At 41.5% G+C, this 20,464-nt stretch carries 19 protein-coding genes and 2 pseudogenes; 3 read left to right on the forward strand and 18 right to left on the reverse strand.

Annotation, left to right across the window (positions count from 1 at the left end):
• Position 1: 1 nt before the first annotated feature.
• The 3 genes from ACFOSE_RS01195 to ccpA form a co-directional block, all read right to left on the reverse strand.
• Positions 2-1,000 (reverse strand): glycosyltransferase, encoded by a 999-nt coding sequence (locus ACFOSE_RS01195; protein ID WP_380429416.1) that lies wholly within the window; start codon positions 998-1,000, stop codon positions 2-4.
• A 134-nt stretch (positions 1,001-1,134) separates the two neighbouring features.
• Positions 1,135-2,604, reverse strand: coding sequence for an alpha-amylase (locus ACFOSE_RS01200; RefSeq protein ID WP_380429419.1), 1,470 nt, complete (start codon positions 2,602-2,604; stop codon positions 1,135-1,137).
• A 53-nt stretch (positions 2,605-2,657) separates the two neighbouring features.
• Positions 2,658-3,659 (reverse strand): catabolite control protein A, encoded by a 1,002-nt coding sequence (gene ccpA / locus ACFOSE_RS01205; protein WP_380429422.1) that lies wholly within the window; start codon positions 3,657-3,659, stop codon positions 2,658-2,660.
• A gap of 201 nt (positions 3,660-3,860) precedes the next feature.
• Between ccpA and ACFOSE_RS01210 the strand changes: the two genes are divergently transcribed.
• Positions 3,861-4,946, forward strand: a complete 1,086-nt coding sequence (locus ACFOSE_RS01210; RefSeq protein WP_380429425.1) for a M24 family metallopeptidase — start codon at positions 3,861-3,863, stop codon at positions 4,944-4,946.
• 91 nt (positions 4,947-5,037) lie between these two features.
• Here ACFOSE_RS01210 and ACFOSE_RS01215 read toward each other — a convergent pair whose 3' ends face one another.
• The 5 genes from ACFOSE_RS01215 to ACFOSE_RS01235 all read right to left on the reverse strand — a co-directional run bounded on the left by ACFOSE_RS01215 (position 5,038) and on the right by ACFOSE_RS01235 (position 9,776).
• The gene (locus ACFOSE_RS01215) at positions 5,038-6,357 is read right to left on the reverse strand and encodes a ClC family H(+)/Cl(-) exchange transporter (RefSeq protein WP_380429428.1); all 1,320 of its coding nucleotides are present in this window, start codon (positions 6,355-6,357) and stop codon (positions 5,038-5,040) included.
• Between the two features lie 103 nt (positions 6,358-6,460).
• Complete coding sequence (locus tag ACFOSE_RS01220; protein WP_380429430.1) at positions 6,461-7,360, reverse strand: SLAC1 family transporter; 900 nt, start codon at positions 7,358-7,360, stop codon at positions 6,461-6,463.
• A gap of 10 nt (positions 7,361-7,370) precedes the next feature.
• Positions 7,371-8,435, reverse strand: a complete 1,065-nt coding sequence (locus tag ACFOSE_RS01225; RefSeq protein ID WP_380429433.1) for an acyl-CoA dehydrogenase family protein — start codon at positions 8,433-8,435, stop codon at positions 7,371-7,373.
• A 60-nt stretch (positions 8,436-8,495) separates the two neighbouring features.
• A complete protein-coding gene (locus ACFOSE_RS01230; RefSeq protein WP_380429436.1) occupies positions 8,496-9,047 on the reverse strand; it encodes a carboxymuconolactone decarboxylase family protein in 552 nt (183 codons plus the stop codon).
• 465 nt (positions 9,048-9,512) lie between these two features.
• The gene (locus ACFOSE_RS01235; RefSeq protein WP_380429439.1) at positions 9,513-9,776 is read right to left on the reverse strand and encodes a hypothetical protein; all 264 of its coding nucleotides are present in this window, start codon (positions 9,774-9,776) and stop codon (positions 9,513-9,515) included.
• A 158-nt stretch (positions 9,777-9,934) separates the two neighbouring features.
• On the opposite strand from ACFOSE_RS01235, the gene ACFOSE_RS01240 reads away from it, so the two are divergent.
• Both ACFOSE_RS01240 and gloA read left to right on the forward strand, forming a co-directional pair.
• A complete protein-coding gene (locus ACFOSE_RS01240; protein ID WP_380429441.1) occupies positions 9,935-10,612 on the forward strand; it encodes an NAD(P)H-dependent oxidoreductase in 678 nt (225 codons plus the stop codon).
• Positions 10,613-10,648: 36 nt separating this feature from the next.
• Complete coding sequence (gene gloA / locus ACFOSE_RS01245) at positions 10,649-11,044, forward strand: lactoylglutathione lyase (protein ID WP_380429443.1); 396 nt, start codon at positions 10,649-10,651, stop codon at positions 11,042-11,044.
• A 102-nt stretch (positions 11,045-11,146) separates the two neighbouring features.
• Here the strand turns inward: gloA and ACFOSE_RS01250 are convergent, their stop codons facing one another.
• From ACFOSE_RS01250 to ACFOSE_RS01295, 10 genes and pseudogenes are all read right to left on the reverse strand, one after another.
• Positions 11,147-12,520 (reverse strand): NAD-dependent succinate-semialdehyde dehydrogenase, encoded by a 1,374-nt coding sequence (locus ACFOSE_RS01250; protein WP_380429446.1) that lies wholly within the window; start codon positions 12,518-12,520, stop codon positions 11,147-11,149.
• Positions 12,521-12,702: 182 nt separating this feature from the next.
• Positions 12,703-13,170, reverse strand: a complete 468-nt coding sequence (gene smpB, locus ACFOSE_RS01255; protein ID WP_380429462.1) for an SsrA-binding protein SmpB — start codon at positions 13,168-13,170, stop codon at positions 12,703-12,705.
• A 204-nt stretch (positions 13,171-13,374) separates the two neighbouring features.
• Positions 13,375-15,621: pseudogene (rnr, locus tag ACFOSE_RS01260) on the reverse strand (ribonuclease R); the annotation flags it as partial.
• 86 nt (positions 15,622-15,707) lie between these two features.
• Positions 15,708-15,944 carry a preprotein translocase subunit SecG gene (gene secG, locus ACFOSE_RS01265; protein WP_380429451.1) on the reverse strand — a complete coding sequence of 79 codons (237 nt, stop codon included), beginning with the start codon at positions 15,942-15,944 and terminating at the stop codon, positions 15,708-15,710.
• Between the two features lie 49 nt (positions 15,945-15,993).
• The gene (gene rpmG / locus ACFOSE_RS01270) at positions 15,994-16,140 is read right to left on the reverse strand and encodes a 50S ribosomal protein L33 (protein WP_380429454.1); all 147 of its coding nucleotides are present in this window, start codon (positions 16,138-16,140) and stop codon (positions 15,994-15,996) included.
• The gene (locus ACFOSE_RS01275; RefSeq protein ID WP_380429465.1) at positions 16,140-17,312 is read right to left on the reverse strand and encodes a multidrug efflux MFS transporter; all 1,173 of its coding nucleotides are present in this window, start codon (positions 17,310-17,312) and stop codon (positions 16,140-16,142) included. Before ACFOSE_RS01275 ends, rpmG begins: the two co-directional genes overlap by 1 nt.
• A 157-nt stretch (positions 17,313-17,469) precedes the next feature.
• A pseudogene (locus ACFOSE_RS01280) lies at positions 17,470-18,220 on the reverse strand (class I SAM-dependent methyltransferase).
• Positions 18,221-18,237: 17 nt separating this feature from the next.
• The gene (gene coaE, locus ACFOSE_RS01285; RefSeq protein ID WP_380429457.1) at positions 18,238-18,834 is read right to left on the reverse strand and encodes a dephospho-CoA kinase; all 597 of its coding nucleotides are present in this window, start codon (positions 18,832-18,834) and stop codon (positions 18,238-18,240) included.
• Complete coding sequence (mutM, locus tag ACFOSE_RS01290) at positions 18,831-19,652, reverse strand: DNA-formamidopyrimidine glycosylase (protein WP_380429468.1); 822 nt, start codon at positions 19,650-19,652, stop codon at positions 18,831-18,833. The genes coaE and mutM overlap by 4 nt, the downstream gene beginning before the upstream one ends.
• A 155-nt stretch (positions 19,653-19,807) precedes the next feature.
• A complete protein-coding gene (locus ACFOSE_RS01295) occupies positions 19,808-20,332 on the reverse strand; it encodes a mycothiol transferase (RefSeq protein WP_380429460.1) in 525 nt (174 codons plus the stop codon).
• Positions 20,333-20,464 lie beyond the last annotated feature (132 nt).

A 20,464-nucleotide genomic window follows, 5' to 3' on the forward strand; every position in this document is an offset into this window, starting at 1 on the left:
CTTATAACTCCATAACTTTTTGATAGACAGCCCCCAATTCCTTGGAGACATTTTCAATGGAACGACTTTGAGCAACAGCATAACCCGCAGCTGTCTTATCGCTCTGACCATTGATGACACGATAAAGGCTGTCCATAAATTCCTCATTATCTTGGCAAAGCTCAGCGACCGACTCATCAATCCAACCTTGGTAGACCGGAATATCTCGCAGTACTACAGATTGGTGACTAGCCAGAGCTTCTAAAACGACAATGCCTTCAGTCTCCTCATAAGAAGGAAAGAAAAAGGCATCAGCACCACTCATAGCACCCTCGAAGATATCCCCCTTGAAATAGCCCGGAAAGAGTACATTATCAGGATGCTCTTTTTCAACAAGCTTACGGATATCTGCCGGAATAACCAACTCGTTAATTTTACCAAACCAGATAAAACGCACATCAGGCATTTGTTCCGCTACTTTGACAAAATCGAAAATCCCTTTGCGTTTGAAATACAAACCCGCTGAAATCACAACCTTCTGGTCAGCCTCAATCTCAAAATAATTGCGGAAGGCTTTTTCTTTAGCTGCATCTGGCTGGTAATTAGCGAGATCAATGCCATTTGAAATAGCGCTGATTGGGGTTGTCACACCGTAATTTTTAATTAAGGACTTTGAATAATCCGAAGGCGTTATGATATAATCGGCCGCTTGATAAATCCTCTTCAAATAAGTTTTAAAGACTGGTGCGACCAAATTAGATCCGATAAAAGAATTACGAAAATCTTCCATGGTGGAATGCCCATGGACGATAACTTTTTTCCTGTGTTTTTTGGCAGTGTTAAGAAGGGCCAGACTCTTTGGTCCATAGGTATTGATATGAACAATATCATAATCGTCCTTGGGATTGGTCGTATAGGGAATGCCTGCTAGATCCAGCGCTTTTTGCTGATGCTTAATAGCACGGCCGATCCCTGATTTACCAACTAAATGTTCACCTTCAAGATAGAGTAATACTTTCATAAACACCATTATATCTTATTTTCCCTCAAAATTCATGAACCGTTAAAAAAATCAGCCCAAAGGCTGATTAAAATTTCTAATAGACAACTTGGGCCTTAAATCTGGAATAAGCTAGAGTAGAAAATTTGAAATCTTTAAGCAGATTCAAGAGTCTGATTATTAATCCAAACAGAGACGGACTGACCCTGAACAGGAAATTCCGCCCAACCATCTTCACCTATTTGAACCTCTTCAGGACTAACCCCCATAATATCTACAAAAGTCTTACCAGCATTTGATACTCCCAAATCCATTCGCTTAGAAGTCGCTTGATCGTTACTGATAAGGACAACTGAACCATCAGGGTGTTCCTCAGACCCCAGATTTACCCAACCGATACAGTCGGGAGCATCCAAATAATCAATCTGCTCACCATAGACATGGTACTGTCTCACATAGAGTAATTTGTCTAACTCATCTTGGAAATCTTGTTGAGCAAATTCGCCACTGATTCCATAGTAATCACCATAAAAAACACAAGGCAAACCTTGCTGACGCAAAAGAATAATACTGTAAGCCGCTGGTTTAAACCATTCTGCAACTGTCGATTCTAAAGCCTGACCCCTTTGAGTATCATGGTTATCAACAAATGTCACAGCAGACTCAGGATTATTTTGAACCAGCGTTCCTTCAAAAACCTGTCTGAGATCATAAGCGCTAGCAACCTGACTGGCATCAAATAAGTTTTGATGCAACTTAACATCAACCAAATCAAAACTATAGTCAATATTAGCTAGATATTCCTTATTGCTCTCTTGGTCACCATTCCAAAACTCACCAAAGACGTAAAAATCATCCCCCATCTTTTTCTTAACATTGTAGATAAAGTTCTTCATAAAATAGGAATCGATATGCTTGACAGCATCCAAACGAAAACCTTCAATACCAGTTGTGTCAAGGAACCACTCCACCCAATCATCAATATTTTTAATGACTTCGGGATGCTTAAAGTCCAAGTCAGCATACATAAGATAATCATAATTACCGTTTTCCTGATCAACCAACTGACTATCCGCCCAACCCTTGTTGTCTCCTTGGATTTGGAAGATGCCCTGTCTACTACTGGCTGCATCAAAATCTGTTCCTGTAAAGTGATACCAATGCCAGTGGAAATCGTTGTAGATATCATGACGACCATCAAAAGTAAAGTGAGTCCATCCTTGAATGGTAAAAGGTTCGGAGAGAATCTTAGTACGGTCATTGGGGTCTACTTCTACAACCGTGAAACTTTCTGTTGAGTCAGCTGATGCCTTATGATTGAGGACCACATCAGCAATCGGACTAATCCCATTTGCCTTTAGAGTCTCAATAGCATTCAAATAGTCTTCTTTACTACCATATTTAGTACGGATAGTCCCCTTTTGGTCAAACTCTCCTAAATCAAAAAGATCATATACGCCATAACCCACATCACTGGATGATGTACCTTTGAAAGCTGGTGGTAGCCAAACCATACTAATTCCAATTTCTTTTAAATGCTGAACATCCCCAGCCAAGCGCTGCCAATGCTGACCATCGTCTGGCAGATACCATTCGAAATATTGCATCACAACATCATTACTCATAGCAACCTCCTCTAGGTTTTAAAGACAAAAAGCCCGAAAGCGGACTTTTTTACTTACTTGCTGGATTCTCGCTTGGTCAAGCCATGATTCAAGATGATATCATGCTCATCCAGCTCATCCTTATTCATGATTTTGGTCAACATCCGCATGCTGACAGCTCCCAAGTCATAAATTGGCTGACTTATCGATGTCAGGTTAGGACGGGTATACTTAACAATTGGAGAATCATTGCTAGTAATAACTTCAAAATCATCTGGCACTGATTTGCCAGCCGCAAATAGACCATTAAGGAGACCAGCCGCCAGTTCATCTTCACTAACATAAGCTGCTGTCGCACCTGAATTAAGGACGCGCTCAGCTAGGGCATAGCCCTCATCATAATTGTACTTAGCTTCAAAAACCAGACTTTCTTGGAACTTGATCCCTGCCGCTTCCAAACCTGACTTGTAGCCTGCCAAACGAACTTTGCCATTGATGTCATCAATCAGTGGACCAGATACAAAAGCAATCTCCTTGTGGCGTTTGGCTAAATCAGCAAGAACATCTTCCGTCGCCTTTTTATCATCAATCGTCACACTTGGAAATTGATGGTCAAGATCCACAGTTCCAGCTAGAACAACTGGTGTCCGCGAGCGAGAAAATTCGAGACGAACCTTATCTGTCAAACGGTGCCCCATAAAGATAATACCATCAACCTGTTTAGCAAAAAGGGTATTGATAACATTAACCTCATTATCATCGTCTTCATCACTGGAAGCTAATATAATATTGTACTTATACATTGAAGCGATATCGTCAATTCCCTTAGCTAGGATTGAAAAATAACTATTAGCGATATTAGGGATAACAACACCAACGGTTGTCGTTTTCTTACTAGCCAGACCACGAGCCACTGCGTTAGGACGATAGTCCAAACGTTCAATCACTTCTAAAACTTTTTTTCGGGTATTCTCTTTTACATTTTTATTGCCATTAACAACTCGGCTAACTGTTGCCATAGAGACGCCTGCTTCACGCGCCACATCATAAATGGTAATGGTATCATCAGTATTCATGCGAGCCCTTCCTTTCTATATGAAAATCACGCTTTCAAGCTTATTTTATCATATAATGTAAACACTTTCAAATGAAATAATGTAAATTTATTTAAAAATGTATGCCTTTTCAAAAAGAAAAGAAAATTTAGGAAAAACTTGCAATTTATTAGATTTTTTGCAAGAATAAGGGCAAGAATTATCACGAAAAGAGGTTTGGACATGTCAAAATTTAATCAAATTCGCAGTTATCTGACCCAAAATCGATCTCGTTTAGCTGTTATCTCTGACCCTGTCACAGTTAACTACCTGACTGGCTTCTACTGCGATCCGCATGAACGCCAAATGTTCTTATTTATATACAGCGACCGTGAGCCTGTGCTTCTGGTGCCTGAATTAGAGGTAGATCGGGCTAGCCGCAGCTTGACATTCGATGTTTTTAGCTATCAGGACTCGGAAAATCCTTGGCAAAAAATTAGACAGGCCCTGCCAAGAATTGACTCAGAAATCATCTTTGCCGAATTTGATCATTTGAATGTCACTAAATTCCGAGGGTTACAATCAGTTTTTCTGGGAAAATTTGAAAATATCACCCCGTTGATTCAGGAAATGAGACTCATCAAATCTCCTGAAGAAATCAATAAATTGTTGGTTGCTGGTGTCTATGCTGACTATGCAATTAAAGTTGGTTTAGACAATATCAGGGCCGGACGAACCGAAATGGAGCTCGTTGCCCAAATTGAATTTGAGCTCAAGAAAAAGGGCATTAGTCAAATGAGCTTTGACACCTTGGTCTTGTCTGGAAATAATGCAGCTAATCCACACGGCATTCCTGGAAAAAATCCCATTCAAAACGATGCCTTGCTTCTTTTTGACTTAGGTGTAGTCTGCGAAGGCTATACATCTGATATCACACGAACCGTAGCTATCGGTCGACCAGACCAATTCAAAATAGATATCTACAATCTCTGTCTGGAAGCCCAACTAGCAGCTCAAAACTTCATCAAACCCGGCGTAAGAGCCAGCGAAGTGGACGCTGTTGCTCGTGGTGTCATCGAAAAATCTGGCTACGGACAATATTTTAATCACCGTCTGGGACACGGTATTGGAATGGAAGTTCACGAATACCCTTCTATCATGGCTGGCAATGATCTAGTCATCCAAGAGGGGATGTGCTTCTCTGTTGAACCTGGTATTTATATCCCCGGCAAGGTCGGTGTCCGCATCGAAGATTGTGGCAGCGTTGGTAAAAATGGCTTTGAACCCTTCACCCAAACGGGTAAGAAACTGCAGTATTTTGATTTGTAAGATTCAAATAAAAGAAGAGAGTGGGACGACAAAATCAGTTGTTCGAAGAACTTGATTTTGTCGTCCCACTCTCTTTTATTTCTATTTTAAATCATAGAACCAGTGTTATGGTATTGCCAAGAATCAGCTTAGTGTTTCCCGAAACGACAAGATTCTTACCGTTTTCTATTTGACTGGTAATCAGCACATCTTTAGAAAGTTCCAGCTCATAGATAGATTTACCAGCAATCCTGATTGATACAGGCAGCTCAATCCAGGTCAGCTTGCTTAAAGCGGTACTGGGGTTCTTCCCTTCAAAGAGACATTCCAGCATAGCTTCATAAACGGGAGCTCCACCCAATAAATCTATAACAATATAGGCAGCTAGGGTAACCGTCCCTAAAGCCATCAAGTGCCTTAAATCTCCCACCATTTCACAGACTAAAATCATAGCTGTTAGAGGAGCCTTGGAAATAGCTCCTAGACAGGCTCCTAGTGTTAAAATGGGTAAAAAGATTCCCCCCGGTAGACCTGAACCATAACTAACCATACTGTACAAAAAACGCGGGGCAAAGTAGCCTAAAGGCATAATGAGAACAAATGCAATCAAGCTATGGTGCTGCGGTTTCAAATGCAGCCAATGACCGATTCTGGCATAATAACGAGAAATACTGAGAATGACAATTTCATAATGATAGGCCAGTATCCCAATCAGCAGACCCATAACTAGAAAAATTCCATAAGAGGATAAATTGGGTAAAGAGAGGCTGCTTGGCATAGCTAATACTGGTGTCTGACCGAACACCCGCAAAGAAATCAGATTCGCTGTTAAACTGGCAGACAGAGCCGTAATCCAAACACGGCTGGAAAAATGATGGTAAACCTCTTCTATAACAAAAAGGAGGCCAGCAATCGGTGCATTAAAAGCAGCAGAAACACCCGCTGCAGCTCCGCTAGCAATCAGAATCCGTTCTTCTAGCTTACTTAGTTCGAGATATTCAGCAACACCTTTAGCACTCAAGGCTCCAATCTGAATATTAGGACCTTCGCGGCCCAGCAGAAGATCGCTAGAAATTCCCATGATACCCGCAATAAATTTTCTCCAAAGCACCGGCCACGAATTATGGCTCATGAGTCCTTTGAGCTCTGCTTCAACCTGAGGAATTCCAGAGCCCTTGATATCAGGTTCAGATGACATCATAACACCAAGGAGATAGGTATAAAGTAGATAAATGATAAAAATAATCATTAAAAGCCAAGACATCCGATGGGAAAACTCATAACCCTTTTGAAACTGTGCAAATATCAGACCAATGAGATAGCGAAAGGCACTAATAGCAAAGCCCGAAAATAGGCCAACCAATATGCCTCGAAAGACTGAACTCAAAATCGAACTGGACAAATAACCAAATTCTTTTTGCTGATTTTGCATCTTGACCTCCTGATATGATTTAGATTCGCCAGTTGTTCAGACAATCTAGACTGGACCGCACTGTTCTTACTCTTTAAGAGAACTATTCTTGTCATTTTCTTATTTATAGTACATCAGACTGTTTCTTTGACCAAAGAAAACAGCTGTACAAGAAGAGAATCAGACAAACGGTTAAAATCACCAATCCGCTTTCTAAAAAGGATAAATATCTGAAAATTACCGGCAGTTTTAGCCGAAGTATGCTTAACTTCAATGCAGTTGCAGAAATAGCCAGTGGAAAAGTTAAAGCGGACCACAGCGGACTGAATTCCTGCATCAAAATACAACTTATCTGATAAAGACTCCAAATATAGATAACTTGAGACAGCATCAAAAGTAACACAGCTAACCAACGCTGCCAACCTTCCAAACTTAAGTAAGCCACCAACAAAAGAGAAGTTGGAGCCGCTAAGATAACTAAAAGTGGTCGCTGAGAATTTTTCAAAGGGAACTGATAAAGACGCAGAACAATTGCTGGAAAAACTAATAAATATAGTATCAGGGCCAACAACCAGCTTAACCACGATAAGAGCTGCTGCGAATAGGTCATACCTGAGACAGCAATGGTCGCTATGCCAACGTAAACAATCACCCAGCTAGGATAAACCAAACTCAGATCTTTCCTCAACGCAAAGAACCAACTAAACCAAACAAGGTAGATAAGAAAAGATAAGGCAGCTGCTCCCCAAACGACAGTTCCAAGGTGCAATATTGCGCTCAGAAGCTGGAGACCCATAAAAAATGTGGCAAAGCTTGATGCGGTAATCGGCGATCTTAGATCTTCCTTGGTTTGCGGCCATGACAAAATAAGTTTTAAGAAGATTGTCAGAAAAATTAAGATTCCCAAAAAATAGCACAGATAAGATGCTGGCAGGCTAATGAATTTAAAAAGATTTCCCGTTGCAATCAGGGCTAATCCCAATCCCGAAATAGCAAAAGGAAGCCTGATTAGAAAAACTTGCATAGACTTTTTCCTAGCTTACTGCTAATATATGGCGAAGCTGAACTGCACTTGGCGAAACGATTGGCAGAAAAGCTCCCTCCTTCCAACGACGAGCAAATCCTGATGAAGAATTCTTAAAGTAAGCCCGGCCGCCGCTGGACTGCAGTTCCAGTAAAAGGGCATTAGTAACAACATCTACAATATCAATCCGAAGTTGAAAGAGTTCTCTAGGATGATGAATGAAATAATCATTATCCTCTAATCCTGTATACAGATCTGTTTGAATTCGGTTTAATCCTGCTTGAACCGCTTCATACTCATCTTTTAAGACTAATCTGCTTCTGGAGAGAGTTGAGGCTACTTCATCCAAAGAACGATGAGCTAAACCAAATGCTAAGCCAAATTGGTAGCCTAGAAAAGTCGGGCGTGTTTGGGCTATAAAATCTGAACCATTTTCCGATAAAATCCAGTGATCATCCAGAACAATATCATCAAAGGTAAGTGAAGCGGTATTGGCACCCTGAAGAGCCATAAATTCTAAATCAGAAGAACGCTCAATACCAGCAGATTGTGGGACCGCCAAAACAAGCGGTTCTTTATTTTTATCATCGCAACCTGCTGCAAAAAGCACGGCAAAATTATCTGAACGGACATTAGTCACCCAGGGCAGACAGCCACGTAGGTAGCGCCGACCATTTTTTTCAATGACTTTAACATTAAGTTCCTCAATCTTAGAAAGGAATTTAATAGCATTGGATAAACCTGTTCCGCCAGCTAGCTTTCCTGTTAGAAGTTCTGGCAGCCAAGTATCACGCAGATAGGTATTGCTGCTTTCTAAAATATTATTAATAAGGGTACGATGTCCCCAGCCAATAAAGGCAGCTGACAATGAGTACCTGCCAAGTTCGCTCAGGGCATCGATAACATCTGTAGCTGTACCGCCAGACCCTCCAATTCCTGTCGGTACACCGATTTTGAAGACTCCTTCTTCAGCAATACGTGTCAGTAATTCATCAGCACTCCCGCCTGATTCTTGATCAATATCTTGGGCATTAGCTTCAAGCCAAGCCGTAAATTCCTTTGAAAGATAGGTCATAGCATTCCTCCAATTCATTAGTTAAGCTATTTTTGTCCTTCTTAGCTCTAACTGATTGACTTATTTTGCATACTGCTGCAGTTCTTCATTAATCGGTGTATCAGCCATATTATTAGCATAATTACAAAGCGTTGCAAGACTGACCCCCAACACAACATCGAGGGCATTTTCACGAGTATAGCCAGCTTCGAGAAAATCAGCAAAAGCCTCATCGCCCACACGTCCCTTAGTATTGATAACAGCAATTGTAAACTTAGCCAATGTATCCAGCTTTGGATCATCATCAATCGGCGTGGTATTTCTCAGGGCTTCCAGCAAATCCGGTGCCATATGAATCTGTTTAATTGAAAAGGCCGTATGCCCTGCCACACAGAAAGCACAGCCGTTAGTTACGGCAGCTGTAATCTGAACAACTTCGCGCTCTGTTGGGGTCAGACTGTTACGACGATTAATACCGCCTACAGTACGATAGGCTTCAAGTGCCGTCGGTGCATTAGCCAAAAGCCCGATAAGATTAGGAATATAACCGCCATTATCTTCCTTAACAGTCTTAAGAACGTCCTTAACTTCGTCTGGTGCTGATTCAATTGTATGTATAGTAAATTTAGACATAGTAGATACCTCTCTTTTTTTGGCTATCTTACCATGTCCTTTCCCTTTTGTATAATTTAACTTTTTTATAGCCGGCTATAAATTATTGATATGTGAAAAATGAGCATAAAAAATGACAGAACACCAAAAATATGAAAGCCCTGTTATTCTACCCAAAAGAGGAACAAGACAAAAACGTCTCATCCCTCTTTTATAAGCTATTAATGCTCTAATTCCCCGGTAAATTAACAATAAGAATACCAGTGATAATGAGAGCTAGTTCTATAATTATACAAAGATTGAGTTTATCTTTAAAAATGAAAATTGAAAAACTGCGGTCAGTATCAGGTCCAGACCTGAGCCTAAGACCAAGGCAAAACCATTGTTAATGCCTAGCAGATTACCTGTTGCCCATTTTGCTAGAGTTGCAGCTTTACCATCATTTAAAACAGCTACAGGAAGATTATATTTGGCTGTTCAAACCGATTAGGCTTCAAAATCATCAAGATAAGTAAGCAAGTCTCCCTTATAAATAGTTCCTGCCTGTGTATCTACTGTTTTCGGACAGGAAATAGTCAGCTCAGAAATTCGGTCTTTAGCAGGCACGATTATACTATCCATCAGTTTTTGTAAGTTCTCCAAGTTATCGGCTGAGGGTAAAAAAGCAAGCGGCTTCTCCAATTCAAATGTTTCAGAAATCAGTGCAGACTTGATTTTAGTTTCTCCAAAATCAAGAACCAGAATGGTCATATCTGTTTTCCTTGTGTTATTGTTTTTTATGATACTTTATTTTTTCAGAAAGCTTAGTTATTGTTAATTCCCAGATTTTTTAGCAGCTGTTTTCACGGCTAGAAAATTCTCTTTGAAAGTGCTATTATAATTAGCAGATCATCTCACAGGAGGTTATTATGTCAAAAGATGCTATAAAAAAACAAGTTCGTGCTGCTTTTGATCACCGTGTCGCAGTGCGCATCTATAATGATCAAGATATTAGCAAAGAAGATATGGAATACATCCTAGATACTGCTTGGCTTAGCCCTTCTTCTATTGGTTTGGAGGGCTGGCGCTTTGTCGTTTTAGGTCGCAAGCAGATTGCCAAGCACCGCAAAGCTCTAAAAGTTCTGGCTTGGGGAGCTCAGTCTCAATTGGACACGACTAGTCATCTGGTTCTGCTTTTAGCTGAGAAAAATGTTCGCTACGACAGTGAATCCGTCAAGGAAAGTCTGCTTCGCCGCGGAATTTCTCAGGGTGAGAATTTGGACATGCGTCTTAATCTTTACAAAACATTCCAAGAGGAAAATATGAAAATCGCCGACAATCCGCGTGCCGTCTGGGATTGGGCGGCCAAACAAACCTATATCGCTATGGGCAATATGATGACTGCTGCTAGCATGATTGGCATTGATTCCTGCCCAATTGAAGGATTTGATTATGATAAGGTCAATGCTTATCTAGCTGAAGCTGGTATTATCAACTCCGAAAAAGAGAGTATTGCCAGCATGATTTCTTTTGGCTACCGTTTGAAGGATCCTAAACATCCACGCAGCCGTAAGCCTCGCCAAGAAGTCATTACTTGGCTGGAATAAAGTATTGATATTTGATAAAAAGGAAAGGAAATTCTCATGAAATTTTTACACACCTGCATCCGCGTTAAAGATTTGGAGGCTTCACTTAAGTTTTACCGAGAAGCACTCGGTTTCAAGGAAGTCCGCCGCAATGATTTTCCGAAATACCAGTTTACTTTAGTCTATCTTCAATTGGAAGACGATCCTGACTATGAACTGGAATTGACCTACAACTATGGCCACGACGCCTATAATCTTGGCGATGGTTATGCTCATATCGCTGTTGGTGTTGATGATCTTGATACAGTACATGAAGCTCATAAAGCAGCAGGTTATACCGTTACCGATCTCTCAGGATTGCCTGGTAAACCTAAAATGTATTACTTCATCACCGATCCAGATGGTTATAAGATTGAAGTCATACGGTTAAGTCTGTTCAGCACACGCCAATAAGTATAAAAAAGACAATCGTTCCCACATTGTTTTCTCTAACAGAACTTTTTTAACATAACAGAACCGCCCGGATATAATATTTGGGCGGTTCTGTTATAGGTATTAATATTTAGGAGTGTACACCAGATGTTCATTAACAAAGGCATCAAAGCCCAATTGGCTCAGCTCACGTCCATAACCTGAGTTTTTAACCCCACCGAATGGCAGTTCCGGTAAGGACGCCCAAGCTGAGTTGATGAAGCTCATCCCCGTCTCAATCTGTGCAGCCACATATTCAGCATGACCTGGATTGCTTGAAAATACCGTACCACCAAGTCCATAGCTTGAATCATTTGCTAAGGCAATAGCCTCTTCTTCTGATGCAACCTTATAGATAGAGGCTACTGGACCAAAGATTTCTTGATTATAAATAGGATTATCTTTGCTGATATTTATCAAGACAGTTGGCAAGACAAAATTACCTGGATGCTCAATTGGTTGGTTGCCATAAACAACTTGAGCACCATTATCCACGGCTAATTTTATTTGTTCAAGCACTTCTTCCTTAGCACTAGCTGAAGATAGAGGAGCTAGTGTCGTTGCTGGATCCATTGGGTCACCCCACTTAGCTGATTTAAAGGTCTCAACCATCATATCTACAAACATATCATACTTGTCTGCCATAACAATAAAACGCTTCGATGAGGTGCATACTTGCCCGGCATTATAGAGACGTGCATAAAAAATAGTATCCTTTAGCAGATCAAAATCGGCATCATCTAAAATGATAAAGGCATCGTTGCCACCCAGTTCCATAGAAGATTTTTTCAGATTCTTACCAGCTTCTGCCGCAATAGAAGCACCTCCACGCTCGGATCCTGTTAAACAAACACCGGCAATACGCGGATCAGCAATAATATCTGAAACTTGCCTGTATGAGACGAAAAGATTTTTAAAAGTCCCCTTGGCCGCACCTGCTTCATTAACTAAATCTTCAAACGCTTGAGCTGAAGATGGGCAGCTAGAAGCATGCTTGAGAACCATTGGATTTCCAACAATAAAGTTTGGCGCAAAAACACGCATGATTTGATAAAAAGGGAAATTCCAAGGTTCTACAGCTAAGAGAACGCCTGTCGCTTGTTTGAGATAGTAAGCTTCTCCAGTATCTGTTTGCAGTGGAACAGGGGCAAGAAATTCATCGGCTTTGTCAGCATAGTAGTCTGCAATATCCGCACAGAGTTCAACCTCACCCTGAGCCTCCCTAAAAAGCTTCCCCATATCCTTGGTCATGATTTCAGCATATTTATCACGATCATGGCGTAAGAGATTAGCTATTTGATGAAGCTGAGCCTTGCGTATTTCTAGTTGTTCTTCTTGACGCCAAGTTTTATAGAGATTATGAGCTATCCCTAAGGCAGTTTCCACATCAGCATCCGTAATATTATCATATTCCTTGAGTACTTCATTAGTATAAGGATAAATTGTTTTGTAAGCCATAATTGCCTCCTTTGTTTTGTATATAAAGTACTTACATTTCTATTATGGCACTTTTGAAAGCATTTTCAAATTTTTTAATTAGAATATTCATTAATTTAATAATTCTAAAAAATCTGGAAAACCTTAGAACGAATAAAAAGATAAATAAAGGAGATACTTATAGAGAGCCTTTATTTATCTTTTTAGTTTCTATTAAAATTTTTTATCTGCCGTTTTATATCACGTTCCTGTTCACGGCGTTTGATTGTTTCGCGCTTATCATAATCGTGTTTACCCTTAGCTAAACCAATCAGAACTTTGGCAAAGCCGTGTTTTATATAAACCTTAAGCGGTATCAGAGTCATGCCACTATCTTTAAGTTCGTTCTCCAATCTGCTAATTTCACGCTTTTTGAGCAGCAATTTACGGGTCCGCTCAGGCTCCTGATTCCAAATGTTCCCCTGTTCAAAAGGTGCAATGTGGACATTGACCAACCAAGCTTCACCATTCTTGAGCTGGGCATAGCCATCCTTGAGCTGGATACGGGCAGCTCGGATTGATTTAATTTCTGTTCCTGTCAGTACCAAACCAGCCTCAATAGTATCTACGATAGTGTAGTCATGCCGAGCTTTTCTGTTTTGAGCAAGTGCATTATTAGTATCCTTAGAAATAAAAATCACCTCATTTCTCCTTGCATCATCCTATCAAATAGACTAGGTCCCCCTATTTTTCTTACGTCTACGAACAGTTTCACGTCCTTTTTTATCATTGTGTGGACGATTTTGATTTTTGCGCTTGTCCGGCTTTTTGGCTGACTTGCGCTGACTGTCATAAGAAAAATCACCGTTCTTCTTGGTCTTCTTATAATCTCCGCCCTTGTATTTACTACCGTAGTCAGAGCGACGATCACGACGAGGTCCACGATGGAACTCACGCGTCTTCTCTTGACGTGCTTTACGCCCTTCGAGGTCTACCTTTTCAACGATATCAAAGTCACTTGGAAGATAGGAAAAATCAATATCCCCCGTTTCCTTATCTGCCCTGGTTAATTTGACACGGATTGGTTGACCGACACGGAAGACCTTACCAGACTTCTCTCCCTGCAGGGTCATGGTTCTTTCATTATAAGTATAAAATTCAGAAAGAGTGGTGATATGGACCAAACCTTCCACCGTATTAGGCAATTCAACAAACATCCCAAATTTGACAACACTAGCAATCAAGGCGTCAAATTCTTCTCCCACATGACCTTCCATGTACTCAGCCTTTTTCATGGCTTCAACAGTACGCTCGGCCTCAATAGCTCGGCGCTCCAAGGTCGATGAGGAAGAAGCCAGTTCTGGAATCACTTCTGCGAAGTGCTCCTTTTTTTCCTCTGTCAAATCACTATATTCACGCACCATACGGTGAACCAGCAAATCTGGATAGCGACGAATAGGACTGGTAAAATGAGTATAGTAATCAGCTGCCAGACCATAGTGACCATGATTATGCTCTGAATAGCGAGCCTGCTGCATGGAGCGCAACAACATCATAGCCATTACTTCTTGACCAGGTTGCCCCTGCATTTTGGTCATAAATTCCTGCAGAGCCTTTTGGCTGAGATTATTAGCTGTACCGTAAATCTGGATGCCAAATAGGGAGGCATAATCCATGAATTTCTGCAGTTTTTCAGTCTTGGGCTGTTCATGAATACGATAGATGAAGGGGAGCTGGGCCTTGGCAAAATGCTCAGCAACGCATTCATTGGCTGCTAGCATGAAGGATTCAATCATCCGCTCAGCAATACCACGATCGCGTACAACGATATCTATCGGCAGTCCCTTATCATCAACCAAGGTCCGAGCTTCGGCTGTATCGAAATTCAGAGCTCCGCGACGAACCCGCATATCCTCTAAGATTTTATGAAGTTCGGCCATCTGAGTGAGCGCTTCCATGATGGGCTTAAACTGCTCGATAACTTCTTGATTCCCCGCCAACATTTCATTGACATCATCATAGGTCATGCGGAAGGTCGTCTTAATAACGGTCTGTCTAATCTGATGAGCAACCACACGACCTTGGGGATTGATTTCCATGATGGCTGATTGAGTCAAACGATCCACATTAGGATTGAGCGAGCAAATACCATTAGATAAACACTCAGGTAGCATTGGAACCACACGGTCAGTAACATACACAGAAGTCCCACGAACAATAGCTTCACGATCCAGCGCAGAGCCTTCTGTAACATAGTAGGAAACATCCGCAATATGGACCCCAAGCTCGTAATTTCCATTATCTAAGCGTTTGATATGAACAGCATCATCTAGATCCTTAGCCTCTTTACCATCAATGGTAAAGGTAATCTCATCGCGCAAATCAAGCCGACCAACCATATCGCTCTCGGATGGTGCATCTGAAATAGCCTGTGCTTCGGCCATAACATCTTCAGGAAATTCAGAAACAATGTCCATCGATTCCAAAACTTCCAAGACATCGATACCAACATCTCCTTGATGACCGACGATATCACGGACAGTTGCAACAAAGTAATCATGGTGACGAGTAGGATATTTCTCAATATCTACCTTGATGATTTCAGTCCCGTCAAGAACAACAGGTTCCTTTTTAATATAGATCTTTTGACTAATCTTTTGATTCTTAGATTTAATATAACCGGCATATTTGGGACGTTCATCATCCAGAATAAATTTACCAACAACTGTCTTGATGGAGCGCTCAATGACTTTGACCACACGAGCTTCAGCCGCCGTCCCTTTTAGACGGTTGGCAGGTTTCTTGATTTCAACAGCGACAGTGTCACCGTCAATAGCATAACTAACATCAGTACGGCCGATAAACATGTCCTCTTCATCATCGCTGACATGGAGGAAACCAAAGCCGGCCTTATTGGCGCGAAAAACGCCCTGAACCGTGATTTCTTTCTTCTTTGCCTTTTCCTTGCGTAGGGAGATATAACCATCGTTGTTGAAGCGCAGTTGCCCCTTACTCTCTAACTTGGAAATAGCTTTGATGAGCTCAGGAAACCTCTCAGCTCCAGACATATCCAGAGCGGCTGCCAGATCATTGATATTGGATCTGCCTTGATCCTTGAGGTATTTAATTATTCTTTCTTTCATTTAACTGTCTTTCTTTTCTCGATAGTAGGTGGAGGATTCACAAAAAATGAGCCAGACAAAGTCTCGGCTCACTTTCGCAATTACAATTACTTACTTGATAAAATCGCAAGTACTAGGGCATCCGCTAACCAAAAGAAAACGAGAATACCTGTAAAACGTTGCATAAAGGCTTCAAAGCCGCGTGCTTTTGTACGCTCAAACAGGGCTTCAGACCCACTGCTATCAAATACATTGCTACTTGGATTTTTTTGTGGCTGCATAAAGATTGCAATAATCAAAATCACAGACATTACAAGCAGTGCCGTCAGCAAAATATCATACATATTTCTGTTTCCCTCCACTATTGTCCTATGTAGTGTATCATAATTGCCCTCAAGATTCAAGATGAAGGGTCACTTTTCTCTCCTTGGGACAGTATTTCAAAATCTGAATTTTTTCCGGATGATTAGTCTTATTTTTACTGGTGAGATAATTTTTACTGCCGCAAGAGCTGCATTTTAAATTGATTTTTATGCGCACTAGATTTCCTTAACTTTCAAATAATGTCTGAAATTGATTAAACTCCAAGTGAAATTAATAAAGACGATGACACTGGTCGCATAAAAGACCCAATGATAACCTAAACCAGCAGCCACGCTCGAGCCAATAAAAGGACCAATGACCTGTCCCATGTTGGTAAAAATCTGATTATAGCTGAAAATCCGTGATAGCCCCTCTTTGGGGGTAATCTTAGTCAATAAAAAATTGACACTAGGCATGAGGGCTCCCATTCCAAAACCATAGAGAAAACGTAACATCCCTAACTGGAAAGGTGTTTTTGCATGCGCAAAAGAAATATACATACAAAAACTGTAAAAAAGAGCCAGCAATAACAAGCGGTGATTCCCAATCTTATCGCCAATTCTCCCCAGAAAAGAGCTGGATATCATGCTAGAAAATCCCATGCTGGAGACTATTAGACCCGATACAAACATGAGGTTTTCAGTCTGACCAAGATGACGGATATACAGTGTCAAAATCGGTGCAATGGACTGGGCCGAAATTTGAATAATCATGCTGGTCACAAAAAGCCCCAGCATAACCTGACGGTTTTTAATTTGCTTCAGTAAATCTTTGGTTGGCAGTTCATCACTTCTTTTAATCGGTGTAAAGTCTTCCTTAATCAAAAAGATGGTCATAAAATTCAGCAGCAAAAGCAAACTGCCGACAAAAAGAAAGAGATTGCGAATGCCTAGAAGATCGGCAAAATAACCTCCCAAAAGAGGGCCAATCAAAGTACCAGCCGTAACTCCTGTTGCTAAGGTTCCTAATGCATAGCCTAGTTTTTCCTGCGGGGCCTGACCCGCAATTAAGGCTGTAGAATTAGGTACATAGCCTGCAAAGGCTCCATTGATGAACCTTAACGTCAAGAGCCAAAAGACATTGGGAACAAAGGCTAAGCCTCCCATGGTAAATGCCATGACCAGACTGGCCCGAATCATCATGGGCTTACGCCCATAGCGGTCAGCCAACTTCCCCCAAATAGGAGCAACCAGGGCTGAAGCCAGAGCCGACAGTGACACTGACAGACCTGCATAGAATTCCACTCTGCTTGGATCAGCGCCCAGTTCTTCCACAAAAAGCGCCATGAAAGGCATAACCAGTGAAAAACTTGCTCCAGTCAGAAAATTGCCAAACCAAGCGACTCTCATATTCTGCTGCCAGTTTACAGTCACAACACTCTGCGCTTCTATAATTCATCATCTTCCTTCTCTAAACTGCTTCATTATTATAGCATAAAAGAGATCTTTTTGATTAGCAATCCGTCTTATTTGAAACTGTTTTTATTTTTCTTCACAGCTGGCAAGACTAGGCTTTTGGCTTATGAGCTGCAATGAGAAACTGTAGGGGCAGATTTTGGGAATCCTTTTTGAGGACATAGCTGCCTGAACGCTCTTCCATCAAATCCGGCCAAATATTCCAAGAGGATTGCTGACTTTCATCAACCCTGTCAATCTGTAAACCTGCTTCAATATAAGATCCCTCGTCTTCCCAAGTCATAGGCTCTGTCTGTTCAAAATAAGGCTGTTCGATTTTAAAGCCTTGACTGATATCCTCACCAATGGTCATAAACATCGGATGGTCATCGCGAATGATAAATTTGCCGCCGGGTTTCAAAAGGCTGGCAACAACTCTGCCCCAAGCAGCAATGTCTGGCAGCCAGCACAAGACACCCAAAGACGTATACACCAAATCAAAGTCTCCCTCAATGGCTGCTCTAGCATCATAGACATTTGCTTCTATAAATTCAATATTGGCATTGGCCTTTTCAGCTAACTCTTTAGCTAGCGCGCTTCAAAGATTCATCAGAAAGGTCTAAGCCTATGAGACGCTCAGCTCCTAAGCGTGCTAGGCTAATAGTATCTGTGCCTAGATGGCACTGGAGATGTACAACATCTTTGCCTGTCAGATCTCCTATTAAATCCTTATCCTGAGCTATTTCCGGTGTGACATAATTTTTGTTTTCTAAGAGTTTATTAATTCCATAGCCTGACTCTTGATGCAGACGGGCACGGTCATTCCAGTTGCTGCGATTATCTTCAAAATAATTTTCATCCATTGCCTTTTTCCTTTCAATCAACCATCTGCCAAATGTTTTAACTGCAGCCCAAGCTGCTGCAGAGTCTCTTTCGGACTGCCATTATTGTCAATGATAACCTGAGCAAATTTCTTTTTATTCTGCAAGGGCATCTGGGCAGCCAGCCGTTTAGCAGCCTCATCAAGACTGTAGTGATTGCGCTTCATCAGTCGTTCTAACTGCTTATCCTCATCTACATAGACTAACCAAATTTCATCAAACCAGTCCTGATAGTCCAGCTCCAGCAAAAGCGGAATATCCATAAAAAAGATAGGCTCTTTAGCAGCCAAAGCATCACGTCTGCCTGCCAATTCCTCACGGATAATCCGATCTTGCAGTTTGGCAGATTTTTCCTGATTTTCCTTGCTGGAAAAAATCAGCTGAGCTAATTTAGGTCTGTCCAGCTCCCCATCAGCCGCTAAAATTTCTGTCCCAAAGGCAAGAATGAGTGCCTGATAGAGGCTTCCCCCCTTTTTTTGCAGCTCATGCACGACCTGATCAGCGTCTATGACCTGATAGCCAGCTTGGCGAATTTGTTCAGCGACAGTGGACTTGCCGGAGGCAATACCGCCTGTAATTCCAATAATCTTGCTCATCGTTTTTGACAGGACGGGCAAAAATACGTCCCGCGTCCTCCTACTTTGATTTTCTGAATCTCTGCTCCACAGCGAGAACAAGGCTCGCCCGATTTGCCGTAAACCTCTAAATACTGCTGCATGGTTCCATCTTCACCGAGTGCGTTGCGGTAAGTACGAATAGTCGAGCCGCCTTTTTCAATGCCCAGCTGCAAAATATAGATGGTTTCGTCATGGATCCGCTTGATTTCAGCTTTTTTCAAGCTGTCAGCCGAACGTTCCGGATAGACTTTGGCTGCCCAGAGAACCTCATCAACATAGATATTGCCTAGGCCGGCAACTAATTTTTGCTCCAAAAGCAGTGGTTTGATAGGCTTATGAGAAGACAAGACAGCCCGCTCAAAAGGAGCTAATTTAAAATCTTTTTTGCTTGGCTCAGGCCCCAATTTCTTTTGTTTAAAATAGGCCTTCTCAGCCGATTTTGCCAGCAGTTCAAAGGTCCCAAATTTACGGACATCCTGATAAACCAAGGTTGAGCCGTCAGCTAAGTGAAAGAAGACATGAAAGTGCTTATTATCAGGCACTTGTTCAGGAAAGAGCAGATACTTGCCTTCCATGCGCAAATGCGAAATCAGCACTTGAGCGCCTAAATCAAAAATGAGATATTTACCGCGGCGGCGCATAGAGTCAACAGTTTGACCTGCTAAGTCCAGCTGAAAGCTGTCAAAATCTGTCTTGACCATCTTGGGCACACGCACATCCACTGATACAATCTTTTTACCAACAATCAACCGCTCTAAACCGCGTCTGACTGTCTCAACCTCTGGTAACTCGGGCATATCTAAGATATCAGGAGCAGCCGGAAAAGCTAATAGAAACAAGGACAAGTCAGAAAATTTAGTTTTCTATGCTTATTATCTTTTTCATCAGCTTTTCCTCATGGAATTTATACTGCCCCTTCCTTTCTTTCATTAAATTTTATATTTTTTACAGCTTAATCCTTCAAGCCCAACAAGCGCCTAGCATAGATAACCTGACCTGAGTGCATAGCAGCATCATCAATGATAGATACTAAACGGGCACCACGAGTGACCGCAGGTGTCCAAGAATCGTCCACAATATCATCGAGGCTATCTTCATCAAGTGACTTGAGATAGTCTTTAGTGAGATTGACAGCTGCAACCAGATAGCCCAGCACAAGACTCAAGTCATCCACCTGAACTTTTTGGGCTTCCTCCAAAGAATGCCTCCAGTCTGGCGTATCATCGGGCAAGTCCAAATGAAACTTTTCTTTCCAGCCTTGGCTAAACCAGATAGGTACCTTATCTGCTAAATCAGAAATCTGCAAATCCATTTCACGCGCCGTATGCCAAGCCAGCCAAGTCATGGATTTAATTTGACCCGAAACTTCTACAGCCGAAAAACGATTAGCTGCATCAATACTTACGCCGTCAAATAAACGCTCAATGCGTTCCTGTGCGCGTTCCACGCTTTCTATTAACATATCTAAATAAGTCATACTCCCACCTCCTCGTAAAATAAGTTTATGGGGATTTTTCGATCCCAAATTTTAATCATTGTTATAACATTAACTTGACTAGTGCAAGGTTTTTCAGAACAATAGAGTCATGGAATGGTCTCATGGTTGTTT

The organism is Streptococcus dentapri (genome assembly GCF_042649885.1).
Lineage (GTDB): Bacteria > Bacillota > Bacilli > Lactobacillales > Streptococcaceae > Streptococcus > Streptococcus dentapri.

Coding starts and splice junctions, on each gene's coding strand:
- ACFOSE_RS01195 (WP_380429416.1), bottom strand. CDS start 1,000: ATGAAAGTATTACTCTATCTTGAAGGTGAACATTTAGTTGGTAAATCA.
- ACFOSE_RS01200 (WP_380429419.1), bottom strand. CDS start 2,604: ATGAGTAATGATGTTGTGATGCAATATTTCGAATGGTATCTGCCAGAC.
- ccpA (WP_380429422.1), bottom strand. CDS start 3,659: ATGAATACTGATGATACCATTACCATTTATGATGTGGCGCGTGAAGCA.
- ACFOSE_RS01210 (WP_380429425.1), top strand. CDS start 3,861: ATGTCAAAATTTAATCAAATTCGCAGTTATCTGACCCAAAATCGATCT.
- ACFOSE_RS01215 (WP_380429428.1), bottom strand. CDS start 6,357: ATGCAAAATCAGCAAAAAGAATTTGGTTATTTGTCCAGTTCGATTTTG.
- ACFOSE_RS01220 (WP_380429430.1), bottom strand. CDS start 7,360: ATGCAAGTTTTTCTAATCAGGCTTCCTTTTGCTATTTCGGGATTGGGA.
- ACFOSE_RS01225 (WP_380429433.1), bottom strand. CDS start 8,435: ATGACCTATCTTTCAAAGGAATTTACGGCTTGGCTTGAAGCTAATGCC.
- ACFOSE_RS01230 (WP_380429436.1), bottom strand. CDS start 9,047: ATGTCTAAATTTACTATACATACAATTGAATCAGCACCAGACGAAGTT.
- ACFOSE_RS01235 (WP_380429439.1), bottom strand. CDS start 9,776: ATGACCATTCTGGTTCTTGATTTTGGAGAAACTAAAATCAAGTCTGCA.
- ACFOSE_RS01240 (WP_380429441.1), top strand. CDS start 9,935: ATGTCAAAAGATGCTATAAAAAAACAAGTTCGTGCTGCTTTTGATCAC.
- gloA (WP_380429443.1), top strand. CDS start 10,649: ATGAAATTTTTACACACCTGCATCCGCGTTAAAGATTTGGAGGCTTCA.
- ACFOSE_RS01250 (WP_380429446.1), bottom strand. CDS start 12,520: ATGGCTTACAAAACAATTTATCCTTATACTAATGAAGTACTCAAGGAA.
- secG (WP_380429451.1), bottom strand. CDS start 15,944: ATGTATGATATTTTGCTGACGGCACTGCTTGTAATGTCTGTGATTTTG.
- ACFOSE_RS01275 (WP_380429465.1), bottom strand. CDS start 17,312: ATGAGAGTCGCTTGGTTTGGCAATTTTCTGACTGGAGCAAGTTTTTCA.
- coaE (WP_380429457.1), bottom strand. CDS start 18,834: ATGAGCAAGATTATTGGAATTACAGGCGGTATTGCCTCCGGCAAGTCC.
- mutM (WP_380429468.1), bottom strand. CDS start 19,652: ATGCCCGAGTTACCAGAGGTTGAGACAGTCAGACGCGGTTTAGAGCGG.
- ACFOSE_RS01295 (WP_380429460.1), bottom strand. CDS start 20,332: ATGACTTATTTAGATATGTTAATAGAAAGCGTGGAACGCGCACAGGAA.